General features: G+C 39.0%; 21 protein-coding genes. 13 read left to right on the top strand and 8 right to left on the bottom strand.

Going from position 1 to position 18,951, the window contains the following annotated elements; genetic code table 11:
• Window positions 1–111 precede the first annotated feature (111 nt).
• Genes A9J31_RS09160 through A9J31_RS09150 form a run of 3 tightly spaced genes read left to right on the top strand, consistent with a single transcriptional unit; the run spans window position 112 to window position 2,805 of the window.
• A complete protein-coding gene (locus tag A9J31_RS09160; RefSeq protein ID WP_067764498.1) occupies window positions 112–717 on the top strand; it encodes a TetR/AcrR family transcriptional regulator in 606 nt (201 codons plus the stop codon).
• Window positions 704–1,912, top strand: a complete 1,209-nt coding sequence (locus A9J31_RS09155; RefSeq protein WP_067764495.1) for an MFS transporter — start codon at window positions 704–706, stop codon at window positions 1,910–1,912. The genes A9J31_RS09160 and A9J31_RS09155 overlap by 14 nt, the downstream gene beginning before the upstream one ends.
• Window positions 1,912–2,805 carry a LysR substrate-binding domain-containing protein gene (locus A9J31_RS09150; RefSeq protein WP_067764492.1) on the top strand — a complete coding sequence of 298 codons (894 nt, stop codon included), beginning with the start codon at window positions 1,912–1,914 and terminating at the stop codon, window positions 2,803–2,805. The genes A9J31_RS09155 and A9J31_RS09150 overlap by 1 nt, the downstream gene beginning before the upstream one ends.
• Window positions 2,806–2,892: 87 nt before the next feature.
• Here the strand turns inward: A9J31_RS09150 and A9J31_RS09145 are convergent, their stop codons facing one another.
• Window positions 2,893–3,804: a DUF4349 domain-containing protein gene (locus A9J31_RS09145; RefSeq protein ID WP_067764489.1), complete on the bottom strand. Its 912-nt coding sequence runs from the start codon at window positions 3,802–3,804 to the stop codon at window positions 2,893–2,895.
• A gap of 201 nt (window positions 3,805–4,005) precedes the next feature.
• Between A9J31_RS09145 and A9J31_RS09140 the strand changes: the two genes are divergently transcribed.
• Window positions 4,006–4,614, top strand: a complete 609-nt coding sequence (locus tag A9J31_RS09140; protein WP_067765016.1) for a glutathione S-transferase family protein — start codon at window positions 4,006–4,008, stop codon at window positions 4,612–4,614.
• Between the two features lie 54 nt (window positions 4,615–4,668).
• On the opposite strand, the gene A9J31_RS09135 is transcribed toward A9J31_RS09140, so the two are convergent.
• Together A9J31_RS09135 and A9J31_RS09130 are read right to left on the bottom strand one after the other, a co-directional pair.
• The gene (locus tag A9J31_RS09135) at window positions 4,669–6,276 is read right to left on the bottom strand and encodes a bifunctional 3-(3-hydroxy-phenyl)propionate/3-hydroxycinnamic acid hydroxylase (protein ID WP_067764487.1); all 1,608 of its coding nucleotides are present in this window, start codon (window positions 6,274–6,276) and stop codon (window positions 4,669–4,671) included.
• A gap of 348 nt (window positions 6,277–6,624) precedes the next feature.
• On the bottom strand, window positions 6,625–6,846 hold the full coding sequence (locus A9J31_RS09130; RefSeq protein ID WP_067764484.1) for a hypothetical protein: 222 nt from the start codon (window positions 6,844–6,846) through the stop codon (window positions 6,625–6,627).
• 517 nt (window positions 6,847–7,363) lie between these two features.
• Here A9J31_RS09130 and A9J31_RS09125 point away from each other — a divergent pair.
• From A9J31_RS09125 to A9J31_RS09110, 4 genes are all read left to right on the top strand, one after another.
• Window positions 7,364–8,383, top strand: coding sequence for a CobW family GTP-binding protein (locus A9J31_RS09125; protein WP_373685047.1), 1,020 nt, complete (start codon window positions 7,364–7,366; stop codon window positions 8,381–8,383).
• A 65-nt stretch (window positions 8,384–8,448) separates the two neighbouring features.
• On the top strand, window positions 8,449–8,979 hold the full coding sequence (locus A9J31_RS09120) for a YaeQ family protein (protein WP_067764480.1): 531 nt from the start codon (window positions 8,449–8,451) through the stop codon (window positions 8,977–8,979).
• Between the two features lie 228 nt (window positions 8,980–9,207).
• Window positions 9,208–9,546: an FKBP-type peptidyl-prolyl cis-trans isomerase gene (locus A9J31_RS09115; RefSeq protein ID WP_004981094.1), complete on the top strand. Its 339-nt coding sequence runs from the start codon at window positions 9,208–9,210 to the stop codon at window positions 9,544–9,546.
• A gap of 128 nt (window positions 9,547–9,674) precedes the next feature.
• Window positions 9,675–11,591 (top strand): sensor domain-containing diguanylate cyclase, encoded by a 1,917-nt coding sequence (locus tag A9J31_RS09110; protein WP_067764477.1) that lies wholly within the window; start codon window positions 9,675–9,677, stop codon window positions 11,589–11,591.
• A 46-nt stretch (window positions 11,592–11,637) separates the two neighbouring features.
• On the opposite strand, the gene A9J31_RS09105 is transcribed toward A9J31_RS09110, so the two are convergent.
• On the bottom strand, window positions 11,638–12,084 hold the full coding sequence (locus tag A9J31_RS09105) for a GNAT family N-acetyltransferase (RefSeq protein ID WP_067764474.1): 447 nt from the start codon (window positions 12,082–12,084) through the stop codon (window positions 11,638–11,640).
• A gap of 435 nt (window positions 12,085–12,519) precedes the next feature.
• Here A9J31_RS09105 and A9J31_RS09095 point away from each other — a divergent pair, with 435 nt between their 5' ends.
• On the top strand, window positions 12,520–13,008 hold the full coding sequence (locus A9J31_RS09095) for a hypothetical protein (protein WP_067764468.1): 489 nt from the start codon (window positions 12,520–12,522) through the stop codon (window positions 13,006–13,008).
• On the opposite strand, the gene A9J31_RS09090 is transcribed toward A9J31_RS09095, so the two are convergent.
• Genes A9J31_RS09090 through A9J31_RS09080 form a run of 3 tightly spaced genes read right to left on the bottom strand, consistent with a single transcriptional unit; the run spans window position 12,990 to window position 15,327 of the window.
• Window positions 12,990–13,553 (bottom strand): TetR/AcrR family transcriptional regulator, encoded by a 564-nt coding sequence (locus A9J31_RS09090; protein WP_067764465.1) that lies wholly within the window; start codon window positions 13,551–13,553, stop codon window positions 12,990–12,992. The genes A9J31_RS09095 and A9J31_RS09090 overlap by 19 nt on opposite strands.
• A gap of 36 nt (window positions 13,554–13,589) precedes the next feature.
• Window positions 13,590–14,489, bottom strand: coding sequence for an alpha/beta hydrolase family protein (locus A9J31_RS09085; RefSeq protein WP_067764462.1), 900 nt, complete (start codon window positions 14,487–14,489; stop codon window positions 13,590–13,592).
• Window positions 14,490–14,541: 52 nt separating this feature from the next.
• The gene (locus A9J31_RS09080; RefSeq protein ID WP_067764459.1) at window positions 14,542–15,327 is read right to left on the bottom strand and encodes a crotonase/enoyl-CoA hydratase family protein; all 786 of its coding nucleotides are present in this window, start codon (window positions 15,325–15,327) and stop codon (window positions 14,542–14,544) included.
• Window positions 15,328–15,544: 217 nt separating this feature from the next.
• Here A9J31_RS09080 and pnuC point away from each other — a divergent pair, with 217 nt between their 5' ends.
• The 4 genes from pnuC to A9J31_RS09060 all read left to right on the top strand — a co-directional run bounded on the left by pnuC (window position 15,545) and on the right by A9J31_RS09060 (window position 17,580).
• Window positions 15,545–16,129, top strand: a complete 585-nt coding sequence (gene pnuC / locus A9J31_RS09075) for a nicotinamide riboside transporter PnuC (RefSeq protein ID WP_067764456.1) — start codon at window positions 15,545–15,547, stop codon at window positions 16,127–16,129.
• 107 nt (window positions 16,130–16,236) lie between these two features.
• On the top strand, window positions 16,237–16,530 hold the full coding sequence (locus tag A9J31_RS09070; RefSeq protein WP_067764454.1) for a ubiquitin family protein: 294 nt from the start codon (window positions 16,237–16,239) through the stop codon (window positions 16,528–16,530).
• A gap of 68 nt (window positions 16,531–16,598) precedes the next feature.
• Window positions 16,599–16,901, top strand: a complete 303-nt coding sequence (locus tag A9J31_RS09065) for a hypothetical protein (protein ID WP_067764451.1) — start codon at window positions 16,599–16,601, stop codon at window positions 16,899–16,901.
• Window positions 16,902–17,067: 166 nt separating this feature from the next.
• Window positions 17,068–17,580 carry a DUF2505 family protein gene (locus tag A9J31_RS09060; RefSeq protein ID WP_067764448.1) on the top strand — a complete coding sequence of 171 codons (513 nt, stop codon included), beginning with the start codon at window positions 17,068–17,070 and terminating at the stop codon, window positions 17,578–17,580.
• Window positions 17,581–17,619: 39 nt separating this feature from the next.
• Here A9J31_RS09060 and A9J31_RS09055 read toward each other — a convergent pair whose 3' ends face one another.
• A complete protein-coding gene (locus tag A9J31_RS09055; RefSeq protein ID WP_067764445.1) occupies window positions 17,620–18,894 on the bottom strand; it encodes an MFS transporter in 1,275 nt (424 codons plus the stop codon).
• Window positions 18,895–18,951: the final 57 nt, after the last annotated feature.

Raw genomic sequence — 18,951 nt, 5'->3', positions numbered from 1 at the left:
GTGTTCTACTAAAGTTTAGGGCCTAAATTCTGTTTAAGCATAGTTTTTAGCTGTCTTAGCATTTAAAATAAAACGATACGTAGCGTTTCGTTTTTACTGGTACGGTGCTAAATGAGTGAGACTGAAAAAACTTCTCGACGTAAGCAATGTATTTTGCAAGCTGTCGCAGATGCCTTGGCTGAACATGATTATCGTAATATGACGGTAGAAGATATTGCTGCACGCGCAGGGGTGGGTAAGTCAACCATTTATCGCTGGTGGAAACATAAATCTGATTTGGTTTTTGATGCCTTTAAAGAGCAAACAGCATCTGTATTTGATTTAGATTTAAGTCAAAGTTTAGAGTTCAATTTAAATCAGCAATTATTAAAATTATCTTATGCTTTGAACCAGCATGTCGGGCGGGCATTGTTAGTCGTAATGGCTGAACATCGAGAAGCTGCGGGTGAATTTTTTAAACAATATTTATTACCGCGTCGAGAAGCGACGCGTGCGCTAATTCAACTGTCGATTCAACGTCAAGAAATTCGTGCAGAGTATCCATTTGAGCTGATGCTGGATATGTTGTATGGGCCTATTCATTACCAAATTATTTTCTTTAATCGCAAACCTGATGCTGAATATATTCAGCGCTTAGTTGAACTTGCACTCGCACCGGTACGTCAAAATACAGCGTTGTCAGCACGCACACAGGTGAGTGTTGATGAAACAAAATAGCCTAAGCATTTGGAACCGTGCGTTTATATTTTGCCTATTCAATAATTTATTTTTATTTACCTATTATTTTGCGCTGTTGACCATTTTGCCAATTTACATCATGAACGACTTGGGTGGAACGGTACAACAAGCAGGTATGGCACTGACCTTATTTTTAGTGTCATCCATTGCCATTCGCCCATTTTCAGGAATGATTGTAGAGAGAATTGGTAAGGCGCGTTCTGTACGTATAGCTGGCATCATTTTTGTTGTATTTGCTTTTGCTTATTTATTAATAGAAAGCATGTGGTCATTACTGCTGGTTCGTTTTCCTCATGGCTTTTGGTTCAGCATATTAACCACTGTGAATGTACCGATTGTGAATGATTACATTCCCGATGAGCGTAAGGGGGAAGGCATGGGCTACTTTGTGATGTCGACCAACTTAGGTGTTGTTTTTGGGCCATTTCTGGCACTAACCCTGATTCAATTTGCCAGTTTTAGGCTGTTATTTGCCGTCTTAGCTGGCATCGTAGCATTAGGTTATATTTTTACTTGGCTTATCAATATTCAAGAAAATACAACTGCCAAGCAGAGTCCAAAGCCTCAAGCTAAGGGGAATTCGAGTTTGCAGCTCCATGATATTGTAGAAAGCAAAGTATTAGCGATTGGTTTTGTTGCCTTACTCACAGCATTTGCCTATTCCAGTGTAATGAGTTTTATCACAGCTTATGCAGAAGTGAAGCAATTACTCGCATATACCAGTGTCTTCTTTATTGTATTTGCTATTTCAATGTTGTTGGTAAGGCCTTGGGTGGGCAAGTTATATGACAGCAAAGGCCCGAGTGCGGTGATATACCCCTCTTTTGTATTTTTTACCATCGGTTTAGTGATTGTGAGCTTTTTAAATAACCAATGGGTGATGTGGCTATCAGCAGTATTCATGGGTATTGGTTATGGCTCAGTTTTTCCATGTTTACAGACCGTTGCGATTCAATCTGTTGAAAAGCCACGCATGGGACATGCGATTTCTACCTTTTTCACTTTGTTTGATGTTGGTCTCGCTGTGGGTTCTGTCGTAATGGGAGTACTCATTGCTTGGATGGGCTTTCAAGCGACTTATTTATTCTGTGCTGCGATGGTGATCGTGACTCTAGTTGTGTATCGCCAAACTGTAGCAATCAAATTTAAACGCAGTAGGTTGGGAGTTGAATAATGGAATTACGACATTTGCGATATTTTATTGCGGTTGCCGAGGAACTCAATTTTACCAAGGCTGCACAGCGCATGTGTACGGTTCAACCGTCATTGAGTCAACAAATTAAAGATTTAGAGCATGAAGTCGGTGTGCAACTGCTTATGCGTACCAATCGGAAAGTAGAACTCACGGCTGAAGGCCAAGCATTTTTAAAAGAAGCACGTTTAAGTTTAGAGCATGCTGAAAAAGCCATTATGGATGCACGTCAGATTGCGCAATTGAGTAAAGAGCAATTAAATATTGGTTTTGTGCCAGTGGCAGAAATGAAAGTATTTCCCTACATCATGCCAAATATTCGCGCGCAGTTCCCTGAGCTAAAAATCCACTTTCACAGTTTGATGGACATTGATCAAATTAGCGCAGTCCGTAAGGGTGAAATTGATATTGCCTTTACCCGTTATGTCGAAGAAAGTCCTGAAATTGAATCTGTACAGATATTTACAGAACCACTTGCGTTGATTATTCCTAAAAATTCTCCCGTGGCTGAGCAGCGTCATATCAGCATCAAGAGCATGAATCAGCAAGACTTTATTATCAGTGACGAGCATTCATCACCTGAGCTGTATCGTATTATTCAGGACTTTTTCAAGCAAAATAAACTGAATGTAAATTTGGTACAGCATTCGACAAATATTTTGCTGAATGTGAATTTAGTCGGTATGGGGGTAGGTTGGAGTTTAGTTCCATCTTATGTGATTCCATTGCTTGGAGATAAGATTTTAGTGAAGAGTACGGTTGAGCCCTTACCAACGATTGGGCTGTATGCAAGCTACCGCAAGGATCGTAAGAATGAAGCCATTGAATTGATACTTAAAGTATTAAAAGAACAGTTCTACATGGGCTTTTTCTAAAAGTAGAACATAAGTAAAAAAACTCCCCATTACATCGATGTAATGGGGAGTTTTTTTCAGCTGCTCACTTTTCAAAAAAGAGAAGTCTTATTTTGTCGATTTATCGATATACGGTTTGATCACACGATAAAGCAGCCAAGCTAAGAGGCCAATCAGATAAAGTGGCCAAATGGTAATGAGGATGACCAATAAACTGAGTACAAATTGCCAGCCTTTTTGTATGCCATACCAAGCACGTTGCCAGAAACTATCACCATTTAGTTGAGCAACTGCATCAAGATTGATGTCATAGCGCTCACGGACAGTTGTTGGTTGTGTCAAAGCAATCACTATCGTACTAAATTGAACGCGATCTTGTACTTCAAGTCGAGTCAACCGTGCAATTTCACTCAATTGTGCGGTAGCAACATGCTCAGGCAAAGTTTGGCTTTGTCCCATTTTTTGTTCGAGCAGTTTTAATTCATATCGTTTTGCTGAATATTGTTGAGCATTTAAAAAGTGCATCAGCGGTAATAATTGATTCACAAACTGCGCTGCTTTTGCACTTGGAATTCGGACAATCATCTCAGCTTGTGGAGAAACCTTTTCAAAAATTTTAATTTTGCCATCGGCAATGTTTTGATAGGTTGAATCTTGCACGACAAAACCAATATTCTTTTGTTCGATAAAACCACCTGATTGAAGGGTAATTTTTTCAATTTCCAAGGCTGATTTCACTACATCTTTGGCTTCAAAATTAATATTTGCCTCACGCACCATCTTGCGGCCATTTTCCGCTGCATTCACCTGTTCATTAATGATTTGGCTGGGTTTTTGTTCGGTGATTGGTGCTGTGGATGGCGTATTGTTTTGCGAGGTATCAGTTGTAGCTTCATTGGAAGCAACGACATGTGAGTCTTGCGTTTCTTGACTCGCCTCACTGGCTATTTCTTCAGTTTTTTTCGAACAACCTGACAGGACTATAAGCGTCAAAATTGCAACTAAATATTTGTTTTTCATTTAAAAGGCTCAAATTGGTATTGCTATGTATTAATTGGTTTTAAATTATTGAAGTATTTAAATTGAAAATTAGAGTGATTTTTTTCGCGTGGGTATTGTAACCAAATAGGCAAATGGAAAGATTATCCGGAATAATTTTCTACACAAATCGGCGTATAGTAAAAGCATAAAAACAAGGAAAGAAAACAACACATGAAAAGCATGAAGCTGTATAGCAATACACGATCACGTAGTAATACGATTTTACCATTACTCAAAGAGTTGGATATTGAGCAGCAAATTGAAATTGTGGAAGTACCTTATGAAGAGATGCATCAACCTGCATATTTGAAAATTAATCCCATGGGTAAAGTGCCGTGTTTGGTCGATGGCGAGTCTGTTGTAAGCGAAACTGCTGCCATTTTTACCTATTTGGCCGATAAATATGTTGAGAAAGGTTTAGCACCGGCTTTAAATGATCCCAAACGTGGTGAATATCTGAAATGGATGTTCTTTTGTCATGGGCCTCTCACTGAATATATGGACATGAAAAATGTTGGTATTGGTGTAGAAACCATGAATGAGAAAAAGGGGAGTCTGAGTTTTGGTAATGAGACTATCTTATTGAATTTTATTCAAACAGGTTTGCGCCAAGCTAAGCCTTATTTATTGGGTGAAAATATTACTGCTGCGGATTTGTATTTGGCGTACTGGATGGTCTATGCCATCTCTTTTAAAATTTTACCTTATTTAGATGAATTTAAGCCCTTTATTCAACGTATACAGCAGCGTGAATCGGTTCAAGATGTAGCTTGGTTTCAAGCGGTTTAGCTTTAGATCGCAATAAAAAACCACGCGATTTGCGTGGTTTTTTATTGGCCTAAATTATTTTACATGTAGCTTGGCAAATAATTGTTGGCTCACACTGTCCAACGTTTGCGGAATCGCAAGTGCTGCTACAAAACGGTCAGGACGAAGAATCGTAACAGATTCAGAGGTTTTGCCGAACCAGCCGCGAATTTCTGTGCCGATATCACCAATCGTGATCACATTGTCATATTGAGTGCGTTTTTCATTACCAAACTGAACCGCTGGAATCACTTGGATGAATTTTACACCCAGTTTTTGCCATTGTTTCATTGTTGCTTCAGACAGTCCCCATTTCGGGTCCACACCCCAAGCAATGATAGCGAAATCATTACCAATCACTTCATCAAGTAAAACCGTTTCACCAGACTCAAGTTTGACTTGAGGTTGGATAAACATTTTACCTACAGGTGATTCTTTATCACCATTATTAACCAAAGCACCATCATGGTATTTCGGCATTGGTTTGAAGCGCATTTCTAATAAATATTGCTTGATTGGCTTGATGTAATTCAACGCATAAGCAATACCGTCACGAACAAAGCCTTGCCATTTTTTTGGTGGTGCAAGGACATGGCCGGCCATTACTGATAGGTCGATCATCGCTTTGGCATGGTCTTTACGTTCAACTTGATATGAGTCTAGAAGTTCAGGGCCAGCTTTGCCTTGTACAACCATCGCAACTTTCCAAGCTAGGTTAAAGGCATCACGCATACCGCTGTTATAACCTTGACCTTGCCACACTGGCATAATGTGTGCAGCATCGCCTGCAAGTAAAATACGGTCTACGCGGAATTTATCGGCAATACGTGCATTGTGTGTGTATACACGTTGACGAATCACTTCAATGCCATCTGTCGTTGGTAAGACTTTCGATAAAAGTTTTGCGATATTTTCTGGTTTGCTCAATTCTTCTTGTGTTTCACCTGGCATAACCATGAACTCGAAACGACGAATACCATGTGGTAACGCAGCAGAAACATAAGGGCGCACAGGGTCACAGCATAAGTAAATATGTGGTGTCGCTAGCGGATCATTTTCGATATCAATAACGATCCATTGGTTCGGCGCTGTTTTTCCATCAAAGCCGATATTTAAAGTACGGCGTACAATTGAGTTACCACCATCACATGCAATTAAATATTTGGCATGGATGCTTTCTTGTTGACCTTCTTTATTTTGAATATTGAGGGTAACGCCATTCTTGTCTTGGCTGAAATCTACCAATTGGCGAGAGAACAATACTTGTGTAGTTTCGTATTGCGCCAAGCCTTGTAAAAGCACATTATCCACTTGTGGTTGAATGAAGGCATTACGACGCGAGAAACCAAATTCACGTGTGAGCGGCTGAATGTCTGCAAAGCAACGTCCTTTAGGTGTTAAAAAGCGCATTGCATGGTTCGGTGTTGTATGTGGTAATACTTGATTAACCAAACCTAAAGACTGAATCGTGCGTAAAGATTCATCGTCAATACCAATTGCACGCGGGTAATCAATTAAGCTATCAAGTTGCTCAATGACAGTCACTTCTAAGCCTTGCTTACTTAAATAGTTCGCAATGGTAAGACCGACAGGACCAGCACCTAAAATGGCAACTTCCGTTGTAAAATTTGCTTTATTGCTCATGCGTAAACATCCAATCACTTCACATATGCCTCTATTAAGAGGGAGTTCTGCTTAAGCAACAAGCTAGGCATAAGTCGAAACGATTAATCTAAAAGCATAAGATTTTTAAGCATATTAAGATAAGTTTATGATATTTCAATTATTAGTTAATTATTCACCATAATTTAGAATGATTTAGCGATCATAAATATCTATTGTTAGAACGTTTTTGAAATGGAATCAGGCATAAAAAAACTGGATCAATCGTTAGACAGATCCAGTTTATTTACATTCAGTACAACATTGTGTGAGGGTTTAATGTTGATCAGCAGAACTGAACGTATTTAGCATGTGGAGAATGCTAAGTTATTACTGAGCCGGTTGAGCTGGAGCAGTCGTTTCAACATTTGCTTCAGACGCAGGTTGTGCGCTTGTACCTTCAGCAGCAGTCGTTTCAGTTGCAGGCTGTTCTTGTGTACTAACTACAACTTTTTCTTGTTCAGGTGCTTCTTGTTTATCTTTGCTTGCAGCAAAAGATGTAGCCGCAGCAGCAGCCAGAGTAGAAGCAAGTAAAATTTGAGTGAATTTCATTTTGAGCATCCTTATATATTTTAATAAAACCTGAAAGTTCATCACAACAATCAGGAGAGAACTCATGCTAAAGCGATAAATCACGAGCGGCAATGCGAGCAACAAAGCGAAACAGAACGATTAACCTTTATGCAACAAGCAATAGCCCAATGTGCAAAAAATGTAAAAAATAACCAGAAAATTCATCTTAATTTTTTATAAATATATCCTGAACACATATTATTTTTTCGAATGGAATAACAGTCGATTTACATTACATCGTGTGAATAGGCTATTTGGTCGATCATTTGGCAAATATAAATGTAAGTATTCTTTTCAAATTGATGCAATAACGGAAAGATAATGGCGCGATTGTCAATTAAGTGTGACTGAATATTAAATGGCTCATCATTTTAGAAAGATTTAAACACGCTTGCGTCATTTAGCCTGCAAACAGGATTCGAAGGTATAGAACACAAGTATTGATGTGAGCATGTGAAGTCATTAGAGTGATGCTCATTGGTCTTTTACATTTTGTATGAGTGAGTTTGCTTTGAAATTAGTGTCCCCACATGGCGCGATTCCTGTTCATATTATTTCTGGTTTTTTAGGTGCGGGTAAAACCACGCTATTACAGCACTTGTTGGCACAGAAGCCCGAAGGGGAGACGTGGGCCGTTCTGATGAACGAGTTTGGACAAATTGGGGTTGATCAGGAATTATTGCCACAACAAGGTGGCTATGCAGTGAAAGAACTCTTAGGTGGTTGCTTGTGCTGTAGCAGCCAATTACCCATGCAAATTGCTTTATCTCGTTTACTCTCAGAAGAAAAACCAGATCGTCTCTTTATTGAACCAACAGGTCTTGGGCATCCAGCTCAGTTATTAGAACAACTGACAGAGCCGCATTGGTTGCCGCATTTAAGTATGCGTGCTTTAGTGACTGTGGTCGATGGTTCACGTTTGCACGATGCTGATTGGACCAAGCAGAACTTATATGCGGATCAATTGAAAGTCGCGCAAATTGTTTTCATCTCTCATGTTGATATGATGACGAATGCCGATGAGCATGCATTGGACGATTTGCAAAAGGCCTATGCACCTTATCTACAGCTGTGGTTAAAGCCTGAAAATGGCAAGATCGAATTTGCCGAGATAGATCACGTTTATGCAGGCAGCCCACGTAAAATACAGCCTTTACTGCGAATACAAAAACAGCAGACTCAAAGTACGCCAATTGAAATAAAACAATTGCCATATCACTATGTCGAGTCCGCACAAGGCTATAGTGTTGCGGGGTGGAAGCTCCCAAAAAGATGGACATTTGATTTCATGGAATTGCTCGATTTACTGTGTGAGCAGAAAAATTGGCTCCGAATTAAAGGTATTTTTCACACCAATCAAGGTTGGAAAACCTTTAACTTTAATCCAGAGCAATTTAATTATTTGTCGAGCGAAGAAGGTATCGATAATCGAGTCGAAGTCATTTATCAGGGTGAACGTGACTGGCAAGCGTTTGAAGATTTACTCATGCAATGTCGTATTGACGCAGAGAATTAAGTAAATCATGTCAGCAAAGACGCGCCAAATCTTATATGCTAGGCGCCAAATTTGAGGACTCTTGTATGGCGCTGAAAGCTACAATTTATAAAGCAGATTTGAACATTGCCAATATGGATGTACACCAATATGGTGACTATCAACTCACTATGGCATTACATCCATCTGAAACCATTGAGCGTTTGATGGTTCGTGTACTTGCATACGCACGTTATGCAAGTGAGGCGTTAGAATTTACCAAGGATTTGTTTGAAACTGATGAACCGGCTTTGTGGGAAAAAGATTTAACAGGTCAATTGGTCAAATGGATTGAAGTTGGCAGTCCTGACGAAGATAAAGTTAAGAAAGCTAGCGCACGTTGCCCACATGTTGCAGTCATTACGTATGGTTCTTCAGTTGCTGAATGGTACAAGCGTAGCAGCAAATTGAAAACGCTCAAAAACGTCGAAGTTTGGCAGTTGTCAGAAGCAACGACTGAAGCAATTCAAGCGCTGTGTGAACGTACCATGTCTTTGCAGTTAAATGTGATGGATGGTGAATGGACACTGATTGGTGACCATGCACAAGCTGTAATTGAATGGACGCAGTTGCAATAATTTTGATTGTTGATGTTTCAAAGAGGATGTAGATGTCATTTACATCCTTTTTTTATGCCGTAAATAAATTGAGCAGCCTATAAAAAAAATTTAACGATAATTTATACGGGCTACACACAGTCAAATTCAGAGGAGATTGTGAGCCCAGAGTCGAAACCAAGGGCACATCAATTCCAAACTGTTTTATAATATGCTTTTCGAAAAGTACTTATATTTAAGGTTGACGGCATGAGCGCAGAATTAGAGATTATCGATTTAGTGGTAGGTGAAGGTAAAGAAGCGGTAAAAGGTGCTTTGATTACTACTCATTATACGGGTTGGTTAGAAGATGGAACTAAATTCGATTCATCACTTGACCGTGGTAACTATTTTGAAACTGTGATTGGTACTGGCCGTGTAATTAAAGGCTGGGATCAAGGCATTATGGGTATGAAAGTTGGTGGTAAACGTAAATTAATCGTTCCTTCACATCTTGCTTATGGTGAACGTAAAATGGGGAATATTATTCCTGCGAACTCAAACCTTATTTTTGAAATTGAATTATATGACGTTAAAACACGTGATTAATTTAAGTTGACAAAGTTGATCATAAACATGGATGTAATGATCAATTAGATAAAATAGTATTTGGTGATTTCTATTTTTATGCGTAGATTAGAATAAATACTCGACGCTATGCACAGGATTTTGATACGTTGCTTTTTCATTTGCATCGCACCAGTCTGTTCTGGGCATTTACGCTTATATTATTAAGCCTCACCTTGGGGCTATCGCCTGCACAGGCGCAATATGAAACAGCACCAGAGTCTTTTTATTTAGAACATCAAAAAGATGTTAACTCGGTCACATTTACTGAAGATACCAGTACATTATTACATGGCCATTGGTTATTTTATCCCAATCAATTATTAACTGAATCAAGTTCAGTATTGATGGGTAAATCCGTGGTTTTACCTGCTTCATTTAAAGAATTAACAGGTGAAAATAAAGGCTTCGGTACGTTTACTGGCCATTTTAAAATCCCTAAAGCATTTATTGGCCGTCGTATAGCGATATTGATTCCTAACCAATATGGTGCTTATCGTGTGTACCTAAACGGCGACGTACTTGTACGCTTAGGGGAAGTCGGTAAAAACGAAAGTGAACAAAAAACAGAAAATGCGCCACGTATTGCCTACTTTGTTGCACAAGATGAATATTTTACCTTAACCATCCAAGCCTCTAGCTTTAATACGCTGCATGGCGGTTTTGAAAATCCGATGCGGATTGGTTTAGCCCGAACGGTTAACCGTCAGTTCCAACAGCAAATGATGAGCATTGCGATGGTCTCGGGGGCAGTACTCGGTGTAGGACTGTTTACCATTTTGTTTTCGGTGTTTTCGGTGTTTTCGGTGTTTTCGGTGTTTCGCGGTTTACGTGGACGTAATAGTCGCAGTAATTTCGTTTTTGGCTTATTTATTGTTTTTTTAGCCTTACATAATTTATTTTCAGCACCTTATGCCTATACGGTTTTTACAGATATTAATTGGTTGTGGGGCACACGCTTTGAGTATCTATTTACTTATCTCGCATCAATTTTCTTTTTAAGTTATATCCATTTGCTTAGCCGGCGCTACTTATTTAATTTGAACTATCAAATTGCGATGCTACTTTTATCGCTCAATATTTCAGTGACTTTGTTTTCAGTTCCAGAAATTTTTCAGCCATTAGCGACCTATAGCTTTGCTTATGTTGTGCCAGTATTACTCAATTTTGCTTATGGCTTTTATCTAACCTTAAAAAAGAAAGAACAATATTCACGATTAAATTTATTTGCAGTGATATTTCTATGTATTACCTTTTTGAATGACTTTTTATTCATGATGAATTTAATTGATTCGATGAATTTATCATTTATATCGACCAGCTTATATGCCTTACTCATTATGTTTCAGCAGTCACGACATTATGCACAGCAAACCTTAAACACAGAGCAGCTCAATAACAGGCTATTAGAACTAAATAGTTCATTAGACCAAAAAGTACGTGAACGTACAGTACAGTTAAATACTTTAAATGAGAAGCTTGAATTACAAGTACGCATCGATGCACTTACTGGTGCTTTTAACCGTCGTGCTTTAAATGCAGAAATTCAGTGTTTATTTAGCGAAATACGTTTTCATAGCCATCGTACCTTAACCTTTGCCATGTTAGATGTGGATTATTTTAAAAACTATAATGATCATTATGGGCATCTAAAAGGCGATACAGTTTTACAAAAACTGGTACAGATTATGCGCGACACATTGCCTGACTCTGCGTATATCGCTCGTTATGGGGGAGAGGAGTTTGCGATATTAATGAATGATGTGCCTTATGCTAAAGCCAAAGAACAACTTGAAATGGTACTTGAGGCTGTTCGTCAGGAAAATATGCAACATATTAATCGAGGGGATGAAAAAACCTATGTCACTTTAAGTATGGGGATGGCCTGGATGGATCGTCAGCATGATTTTGATAATATTCATGAGTTGATGAAAGCAGCGGATACTTGTCTCTATGCCGCAAAACAAGCTGGTCGAGATCAGCTTCAACCTCAAGTAGATTCATCTGATAGAGCGTCTTTACACTAAAAAGAATAATTTGATAACGAGATAGGCTTTTTAATATCGCTTCGCATTAACATAATTGCTTGCTTAATTTTAAAGGTGTCGATTCCTGCAATACGCCAAGAGTCGGTTCGAAACCATATTTTTGGTAAAAGGGCAGTGCAGTATGGGTACTTTGCAGATGAATTTCATTGATATTTTTTTGACGAAAGCATTTCATCATATTCATTAAAAGCGCAGTGCCAATACCTCGATTTTGGCATTCAGGGCAAATATAGTTGAGTAGTATTTCACCTTTATCGCTCACTAAAATAAAACCAACAACGCGGTCATGACTGATATATACCCAACTATCGTTATACAGCATCCATAACATGATGTTGGCATGATTGGCTTGTTCTAGCCATGTTTGAATAACGCTTTCATTTCGTTGATGGTCCTGGATACATGAACGAATACTGTTGTGAATGACCTGAATAATTTCAGGAATGTCCTGGATTTGTGCCTCTCGAATCATAAGGTTGTTCTTTTTATATAAACTTCAACAGCCTGACATTTCAGAAGATAATGCCCTTGGCTTAAATAGGCTTATTGTTGCTTTTTATGTCCTTATTGAAGCATTTGCCTATTTAGGTTTAAGTTTTATTTCAAAATTGTTGCAAAATTTACAAATGTATATTTATTTCTCTTTAATTTCTAATCGATTCCAATACTACGATTGATGATACAGAAATTGTATTTAATACAATTTTCTCAAATTTTTTTATTTATTGCCTTGTGTATATCGATGAATTGGTTAAGCATTGTAATAACTTGAAATAATATTTTGGTCTGAAAATGCAGTTTTTGCCAATTTGTTGGCAATTTTAGTGAAGTTTGCAGCATATTCTGCGTTATATTTAAAAATGAAAATATCTAAATACTGAGTGTTTAACTTCAGTGAGTTGAGATTATGGTCACTTTTTTAATATTTCTTTGTATCTTTATTGCCCTTTGCGGTATTGGGATTGTCGCTAAAAAAATCTATAAAACAGAGCGCTATCGTCAAGGTTACACACGATATCAAGCTCCTAAACGCTCTAAAAGTACGTCTAAAATTTCGGCTTCAGAAGCAACGCGTGAAGTGGATGAAACGGTAGAAGTGGACGAATATGAACAACAATTGTTTGATGATATTGCAGCACTTTTTTTTCAACAAAAATATGTTTTAGATTCGCAAGCCGCAGCGGAACAATTACAGGCTGATTTTTTAAGAAAAATGCCAGTCAATTGTAAAACACAAATTCGTCAGCTTGATCTGGGTGAATGGTCAATATATTGGAATTTTTATAATCAATCGCTTGAATATTATTTAGGGCGCTATGGGGAATTTTATACCCATGTGGATCGTTTTGGTAAAGAACATAAGCTTGAATATAAAGTTCAAGAAACTGCCAGTTGAGCTAAAATCCGTTCCAATACCAAATCTAAGTAGCTTGAATCTTGCTTTAAACGTGCCATTAAAATTGCGCCTTCATAGTCAGCCAAACTGATTTTGGCCAGTTTTTGGGATGTGGCTTCATCTAAATAAAACTTAAAAAAAGCTTCAAAGGCATTTTGCCAATCGTGGAAAATGAGCTGTAACTTTGTCACCAAGTCAGTACTGAGTAGATGACGTTCTGTACTTAGAATTCCCACCAAACATCCCATTTCACCGTAGCTGAAAAATTCAACAGCTCGTTGATGCGCCATGGTGAATTGTTGCTGTGGTTGAGCGATTTTTTGGGTTAAAGTATTAAAAATTTGTTCATTTAAATGCAGATGGGTCATGTTTAAAATATCCATGAGCAGGGCATCTTTACTTGGATAATCATAATAAAAAGCTGCTTTGGACACGTCACATGCTTCCGCAAGCTTTCCCATACTGCATGCGGTATAGCCATAGTTTTTAAAACATTGTGCTGAGCGAATCAGCACTTGTTCAGTAGAGGACTTACGCGGTCTCATGCAGACACTCCCGTATTGTAATAAGCAGCATCGTGACTAGGTTTCATCTGCAATATAACGATCAAACGTCATTAAGACCTCATCCCAAATGGGCTCAGCACCTTGTCGAAAATAGCCCATATGTCCAATGCTTTTAAGCCCATAATTTTGTGCTTCAATATTTTGATAGTGCATAGGTGCTTGACGGTAATGTTGCATAAAGGCATGACGTGAGTTTGGAAGTGCCCAATCATCATCTAATGCGGCAACTGCATATATAGGGGTTTTGACTTGCGCATATAGGGTTTTTAATTCGGGCTGATCAGGGTCAGCAAAAAAATAAGTTGGATTTTTACACCATCTACGCCACTGCTTATAAACATCGACAGGTAAGTCTGCACCCATATTGAGTTTACTCCAAGGGAGATAGCCTTTAACTGCGACTATGGGTGGGAAAACGATGTTCCACATTACATGCACTTTCATCTTCTCTTTAAAAGGCATATATCCATGCCAACCTGCACCTGTGCCAAAACAGTACATGGCTCTGACGCGTTGGTGGTTTGAGGTGAGTCCTAGAGCTTGTCCGCCATAGGAATGTCCCACTACAAAGGTTTTAAGTCCAGCATGTTGCACAAACTCAATTGCGCCTGAAAGATCAAATTTTCCCCAATCTAGATAGGACATTTCAAAGCCCTTCAAATGTTGAGGTGCAGATTGTCCAATGCCACGATAGTCAAAGGTCAGCACTTGATAACCGAGCGCGGCTGCATATTCAGCAAAACGACGGTAAAATTGTTGTGGCACACCTGTAGCACTCGACACCACGATTTGTGCTTTGATTGGTAGGGCTGGTGTGTATTGAATCCCTGCAAGTGTGTAGCCATCTGTTGCTGAAAACTGAACGTGTTGACTGGTGCTTTTTTGAATGCTGCTAAGTTGGGCTGTGGACATCATTTTCTTCATTCTCTTATTTTTATGATCAATATGGCTTGAAACGATTAAGGTACTATTCACCTTTAAAGTCGGCACTTCGACGTTCCAGCATGGCGAGTACACCTTCTTGCACATCATGGGTATGGAGTAAGGGCTGTAAGTGTTGATTTAACTGTTTAAAGGCCGTATCAGTTCCCTGTGTAACGGCTTGTTGAGCAGATGCTAAAGTTGCTTGCACTGCGAGTGGTGCTGCTTGAGCGATGGCCTGGGCTAGAACTAAAGCACGTTCTAAACTCGATTGTTCAGTTAGTTCGGTTACTAAATTCATGTCATAAGCGGTTTGTGCGTCGAAACTATCACCTGTGAGTAGATAACGCATGGCTTTATTCCAGCCGGCAGCTTGTACAAAACGGACTGTCGCGCCACCAAAAGGCAGAATGCCACGTTGAACTTCCATTTGTGCGAATTGGGTATTTTTATGGGCGACAACCACGTCAGCATTCAACATCAATTCGATTCCAGCCGTAAAGCAAAAGCCTTGAACTGCGACCACTACTGGTTTTTTACGTTGTCTTGATGTTGTTCCCCAAGGGTTAATTTGCGTCTCAGGAAAATCAAACACACCAGTGCTGAGCTTGGGTTGTAGTTCGACTAAGTCGAGACCAGCAGTGAAATGATCGCTATGTGCAAAAATCACGGCACAGCGAAGTTCTGCTTGGTCTTCGTATTCTGTGAGGGCTAAGGACAAGTCTTGAATCATATGACTATCGAAAGCATTTCTTTTATTTACTCGGTCTAAACCAATGAGAAAAAGATGACCACGTACTTCACGACTAACACGCCCCTGTAGTTCTGACATTTTGATTATTCCTTATTCGTTTTATATGTTTTTAAACGATTGTTAGAAAACTGTCAAAACTCTAGCGTTCATATTTGAAAAATTTCAAAATTCAGGTTTAAGGTGTAAAAATCGTAGAACATACGCTATTCAGCATTGGTGAAATTTTGCGGATTTTACTTGCCTTTGACACGGTTTTTTTCATAATAGCAGCAGCTTATTCAGGGCAGCTTTTAGCATGTCAAACTTAGAAATTTTTGCGGTGATTATTAGTATTATTGGTGTCAGCTTGACTATTAAGCGAAATATGCTGTGCTGGTGGTTTAATTTTGCTGCATTCTTGCTATATGCCTATCTGTTTTATACCTACAAGCTGTATGGCGAAACTATTTTGCAGTTTTTCTTTATTGTGGTGAATTTTTATGGCTTTTACCATTGGTTAAAAGGTAAGCAGCAAGACCATGATATTCGAATTGAGCCGATTGCGACAAAACTGGTCATTATGCAAATGGCAATGGCAGCCGTGGCTGGGTTAATTTTTGGTCTAAGTTTAAAGTATTTTACCGATGCAGCAGTGCCTTTATTAGGTGCTCAACTGGCGGCATTTAGTTTATTGGCGACCTATTGGACCAGTCGTAAGCATATTGCGACGTGGGTGCTCTGGGTATTTGTCGATATCGTGTATGTTGGCATGTTTATCTATAAAGATTTATTTTTAACCGCAGGCTTGTATGCTGCCTTTGTTGGACTTGCCGCATTTGGTTGGTGGCAATGGACACAAGTCAAAAACAAACAACAACAGCATGCTATCACTGGGCTTTGATGGATAGAATCAGTAAGTTTTTAATCTATTCATTATTCGTAGAAGATGTCGTTACAAAGAAAAGGCTTTGGAAAATATTCTGTTGTGATAACTGAGGGAAATAACCCATGATCATTGATTTTTATCATGAACAATGCCTGCGGTTTGACCAACAGGTAGAAAAACTCATGCGTGATCCTACGCATTATTTTCAGTTTGAGCAAATTGCAGATGTATATGCAGCAGAGTGGCTCAACCAATTTCCCAAAGGGACACATTGTCAAGTCAGTGGCTTAGATGATGGGACTGAGGAGTATTGTATTTACGTCAGTTTTCGGGAACAGAGCTTGATGATTGATTATGCTCAACACATCAAACTGGTACATCACGATCGTTTTGGTCATGAACACCGGCTCGGCTAATGTCCCATTGTGTAGAGGAAATACACAGCATAGACATGCACAAACACCTTAATATAAGAAGAATAAAGATGACAGAACTTTTCATACTTGATTTAAAAAGTTTCCAGCAGCAGCGTTTTAATCATATCTGTTTTCAGTTGTTTCATCATTATGGTGAGCATTGTACATCGATGCAGCCTGATGGATTATTGAATGCTGGGCTGCTCAATCAATTACCCAAACAAGCCAGTTTTGATATAGGTGGCTTGGATTTTGGTCATTGGTATGCGAAGTTGTCCTATGCAGGTATGTATCTCAATATTGATGCAGCTTGGTGTTTTGAAATGGAGTATAAGGACTTAGAGGGGCAAGTTTTTGTCTCTAAAATTTAAATATTTTGATTTCATCTTTAAGATTGGCAAATTGGTGAGCGCTTCTTATTTTTCAGTCAATGACAGTCACTTTTGTTTTCGATTAAATCCATATATTCTCGATTTTCGCTTTGGATGTAAGCGAAATAAAACAATAAAACCAAAATTATTTTTAAGGATTATGCGAATGGCGCATCAATTTACAGTGAATGCCACAATTCATGGTGTCTCTTTAGAGGATTTTAAAAGACTAGCAGCAGACACCCGTTTACATGAGGCAGTTTGTAGACGAATTCCTGGAGAAAATTTAGAAATACTTGAATCTAAAAAAGTGGGTGACATCTATACGCTTAAACGTGAATACAGTTTAGACGTAAATATTCCAGATATTGCGAAAAAATTTTTAAAAGATGCTTTTCGTTTACAGCGCACAGACATCAGTGATTTGGCTGCTTTAACGTCTGATGTAATTTTAGATCCAAATTTACCTTTGGCTGCAAGTTGTAAACGCCGTGTTTCCGGTGATGCAACACAAGTAAGTTTTAACTTAGATTGGACAGTCAAAGTTAAAGTTCCTTTGATTGGTGGGATGTTAGAGAAACATGCTGAAGGCGAAATTCGTCGCTTTAGTCAGCTTGAAATTGAAATTGTAGAAGACGAATTACGTAAAATCTTTAAGAGTGAACAGCGTTTTGATTAAAAAAAGCGGCATGTATGCCGCTTTTTTATGCGCTAAAATTTAAGCTTTTTCAAATTTGTTGCGATACAGCATGGCCGTGAAGAACGTCACTACACACACTGTCCAGACATAATATAAAGCACCGATGTTGCTATATAGGCTGAGCCATTGGACTAAAGGAAGCGTAATACCCCCAGCAATAGCGTATGCAAGGTTGTAGGAAAACGAAATGCCAGAGAAACGAATTTGGGCTGGGAACATTTTAACCATGCTATAAGACACCATACCGACAGTGCCAGACGCTAAACCTAAAAGCATATACAGTATGAATATCGTAGAAGCTGCAACATGACCTAAGCTGTTGTAAAAGACGCCAGCAATAATCGCAACGAGTAATGATCCAAACAACATCACTTTTCCTGCACCGAAGCGGTCAGCCAATAAGCCTGCCAAGATACAGCCGAGCATCTGCATGACAATTGCAGCACTTTGCATTTTAAAGGCATCGGCACGTTCAAAACCAAAAGCACCCGTCAGCAAATTTGGCATAGCGAGAATCAACACCACCACACAGCCCGTCAAGAACCAAGTAAACAACATACCAATCACAACACCAGTTTTATGTTGTTGCAATACTTGTTTTACAGGTAGTTCTTTCGCCAATTGCTTTTTTTCTTGCATGGCTTTGAACACAGGCGTTTCTTTTAAATAACTACGTAAATACAATGCGACGAAACCGAAAATCCCGCCGACAATGAAGGGAATTCGCCACGCCCAATCATGTATTTCAGTTTCACTAAATTTTAAAGAAATGAACAGTGACATTAAGGCGCCCAATAAGATGCCCAGTGACAGTCCTGCGGTCAGTAAGCCATTGGCAATACCAATTTTACCTTCAGGTACATGTTCTGATACAAAAGTCCACGCAGCAGGAATTTCTCCACCAATAGCAATGCCTTGAATAACACGCATGAGTAGCAGTAGCAGCGGGGCGGCATAACCTATGGTTTCAAAGGTTGGCATAATGCCGATCATTAATGTTGGAAGTGCCATGAGTAAAATGGACAAACTAAACAAACGCTTACGTCCAACCAGATCACCAAAGTGTGCCATGACGACACCACCCAAAGGGCGGAAAAAATAGCCCGCCGCAAAAATCCCATAAGTATTTAGCATGGCCCAAAATGGACTTAAGCCCGTGGGGAAAAATAACTCAGAAATGATTTTGGCGTAAAACACATAGATGACAAAATCATAGAACTCTAATGCGCCACCGAGTGAGGATAGTCCAAGTGTGCGTTTATCTTGTGGGGTGAGACGAGTCTGTGCTTCCATGCAAAAAAATCCAGTAGCAAATATGCAGTTTTATGATTTTAGTGATTTATATTTTTG

The organism is Acinetobacter gandensis (assembly GCF_001678755.1).
Taxonomy (GTDB): Bacteria; Pseudomonadota; Gammaproteobacteria; order Pseudomonadales; family Moraxellaceae; genus Acinetobacter; species Acinetobacter gandensis.
Note: the sequence above shows the minus strand (reverse complement) of the source record. Positions and strands in the feature narration are given on the sequence as shown.

Bases quoted from the DNA above. Each gene is read 5' to 3' on its own strand.
- A9J31_RS09120 (WP_067764480.1), top strand. From the start codon at position 8,449: ATGGCGCTGAAAGCTACAATTTATAAAGCAGATTTGAACATTGCCAAT.
- pnuC (WP_067764456.1), top strand. From the start codon at position 15,545: ATGTCAAACTTAGAAATTTTTGCGGTGATTATTAGTATTATTGGTGTC.
- A9J31_RS09115 (WP_004981094.1), top strand. From the start codon at position 9,208: ATGAGCGCAGAATTAGAGATTATCGATTTAGTGGTAGGTGAAGGTAAA.
- A9J31_RS09125 (WP_373685047.1), top strand. From the start codon at position 7,364: ATGAGTGAGTTTGCTTTGAAATTAGTGTCCCCACATGGCGCGATTCCT.
- A9J31_RS09085 (WP_067764462.1), bottom strand. From the start codon at position 14,489: ATGATGTCCACAGCCCAACTTAGCAGCATTCAAAAAAGCACCAGTCAA.
- A9J31_RS09095 (WP_067764468.1), top strand. From the start codon at position 12,520: ATGGTCACTTTTTTAATATTTCTTTGTATCTTTATTGCCCTTTGCGGT.
- A9J31_RS09090 (WP_067764465.1), bottom strand. From the start codon at position 13,553: ATGAGACCGCGTAAGTCCTCTACTGAACAAGTGCTGATTCGCTCAGCA.
- A9J31_RS09145 (WP_067764489.1), bottom strand. From the start codon at position 3,804: ATGAAAAACAAATATTTAGTTGCAATTTTGACGCTTATAGTCCTGTCA.
- A9J31_RS09070 (WP_067764454.1), top strand. From the start codon at position 16,237: ATGATCATTGATTTTTATCATGAACAATGCCTGCGGTTTGACCAACAG.
- A9J31_RS09140 (WP_067765016.1), top strand. From the start codon at position 4,006: ATGAAGCTGTATAGCAATACACGATCACGTAGTAATACGATTTTACCA.
- A9J31_RS09105 (WP_067764474.1), bottom strand. From the start codon at position 12,084: ATGATTCGAGAGGCACAAATCCAGGACATTCCTGAAATTATTCAGGTC.
- A9J31_RS09155 (WP_067764495.1), top strand. From the start codon at position 704: ATGAAACAAAATAGCCTAAGCATTTGGAACCGTGCGTTTATATTTTGC.
- A9J31_RS09080 (WP_067764459.1), bottom strand. From the start codon at position 15,327: ATGTCAGAACTACAGGGGCGTGTTAGTCGTGAAGTACGTGGTCATCTT.
- A9J31_RS09055 (WP_067764445.1), bottom strand. From the start codon at position 18,894: ATGGAAGCACAGACTCGTCTCACCCCACAAGATAAACGCACACTTGGA.
- A9J31_RS09160 (WP_067764498.1), top strand. From the start codon at position 112: ATGAGTGAGACTGAAAAAACTTCTCGACGTAAGCAATGTATTTTGCAA.
- A9J31_RS09150 (WP_067764492.1), top strand. From the start codon at position 1,912: ATGGAATTACGACATTTGCGATATTTTATTGCGGTTGCCGAGGAACTC.
- A9J31_RS09130 (WP_067764484.1), bottom strand. From the start codon at position 6,846: ATGAAATTCACTCAAATTTTACTTGCTTCTACTCTGGCTGCTGCTGCG.
- A9J31_RS09060 (WP_067764448.1), top strand. From the start codon at position 17,068: ATGGCGCATCAATTTACAGTGAATGCCACAATTCATGGTGTCTCTTTA.
- A9J31_RS09065 (WP_067764451.1), top strand. From the start codon at position 16,599: ATGACAGAACTTTTCATACTTGATTTAAAAAGTTTCCAGCAGCAGCGT.
- A9J31_RS09135 (WP_067764487.1), bottom strand. From the start codon at position 6,276: ATGAGCAATAAAGCAAATTTTACAACGGAAGTTGCCATTTTAGGTGCT.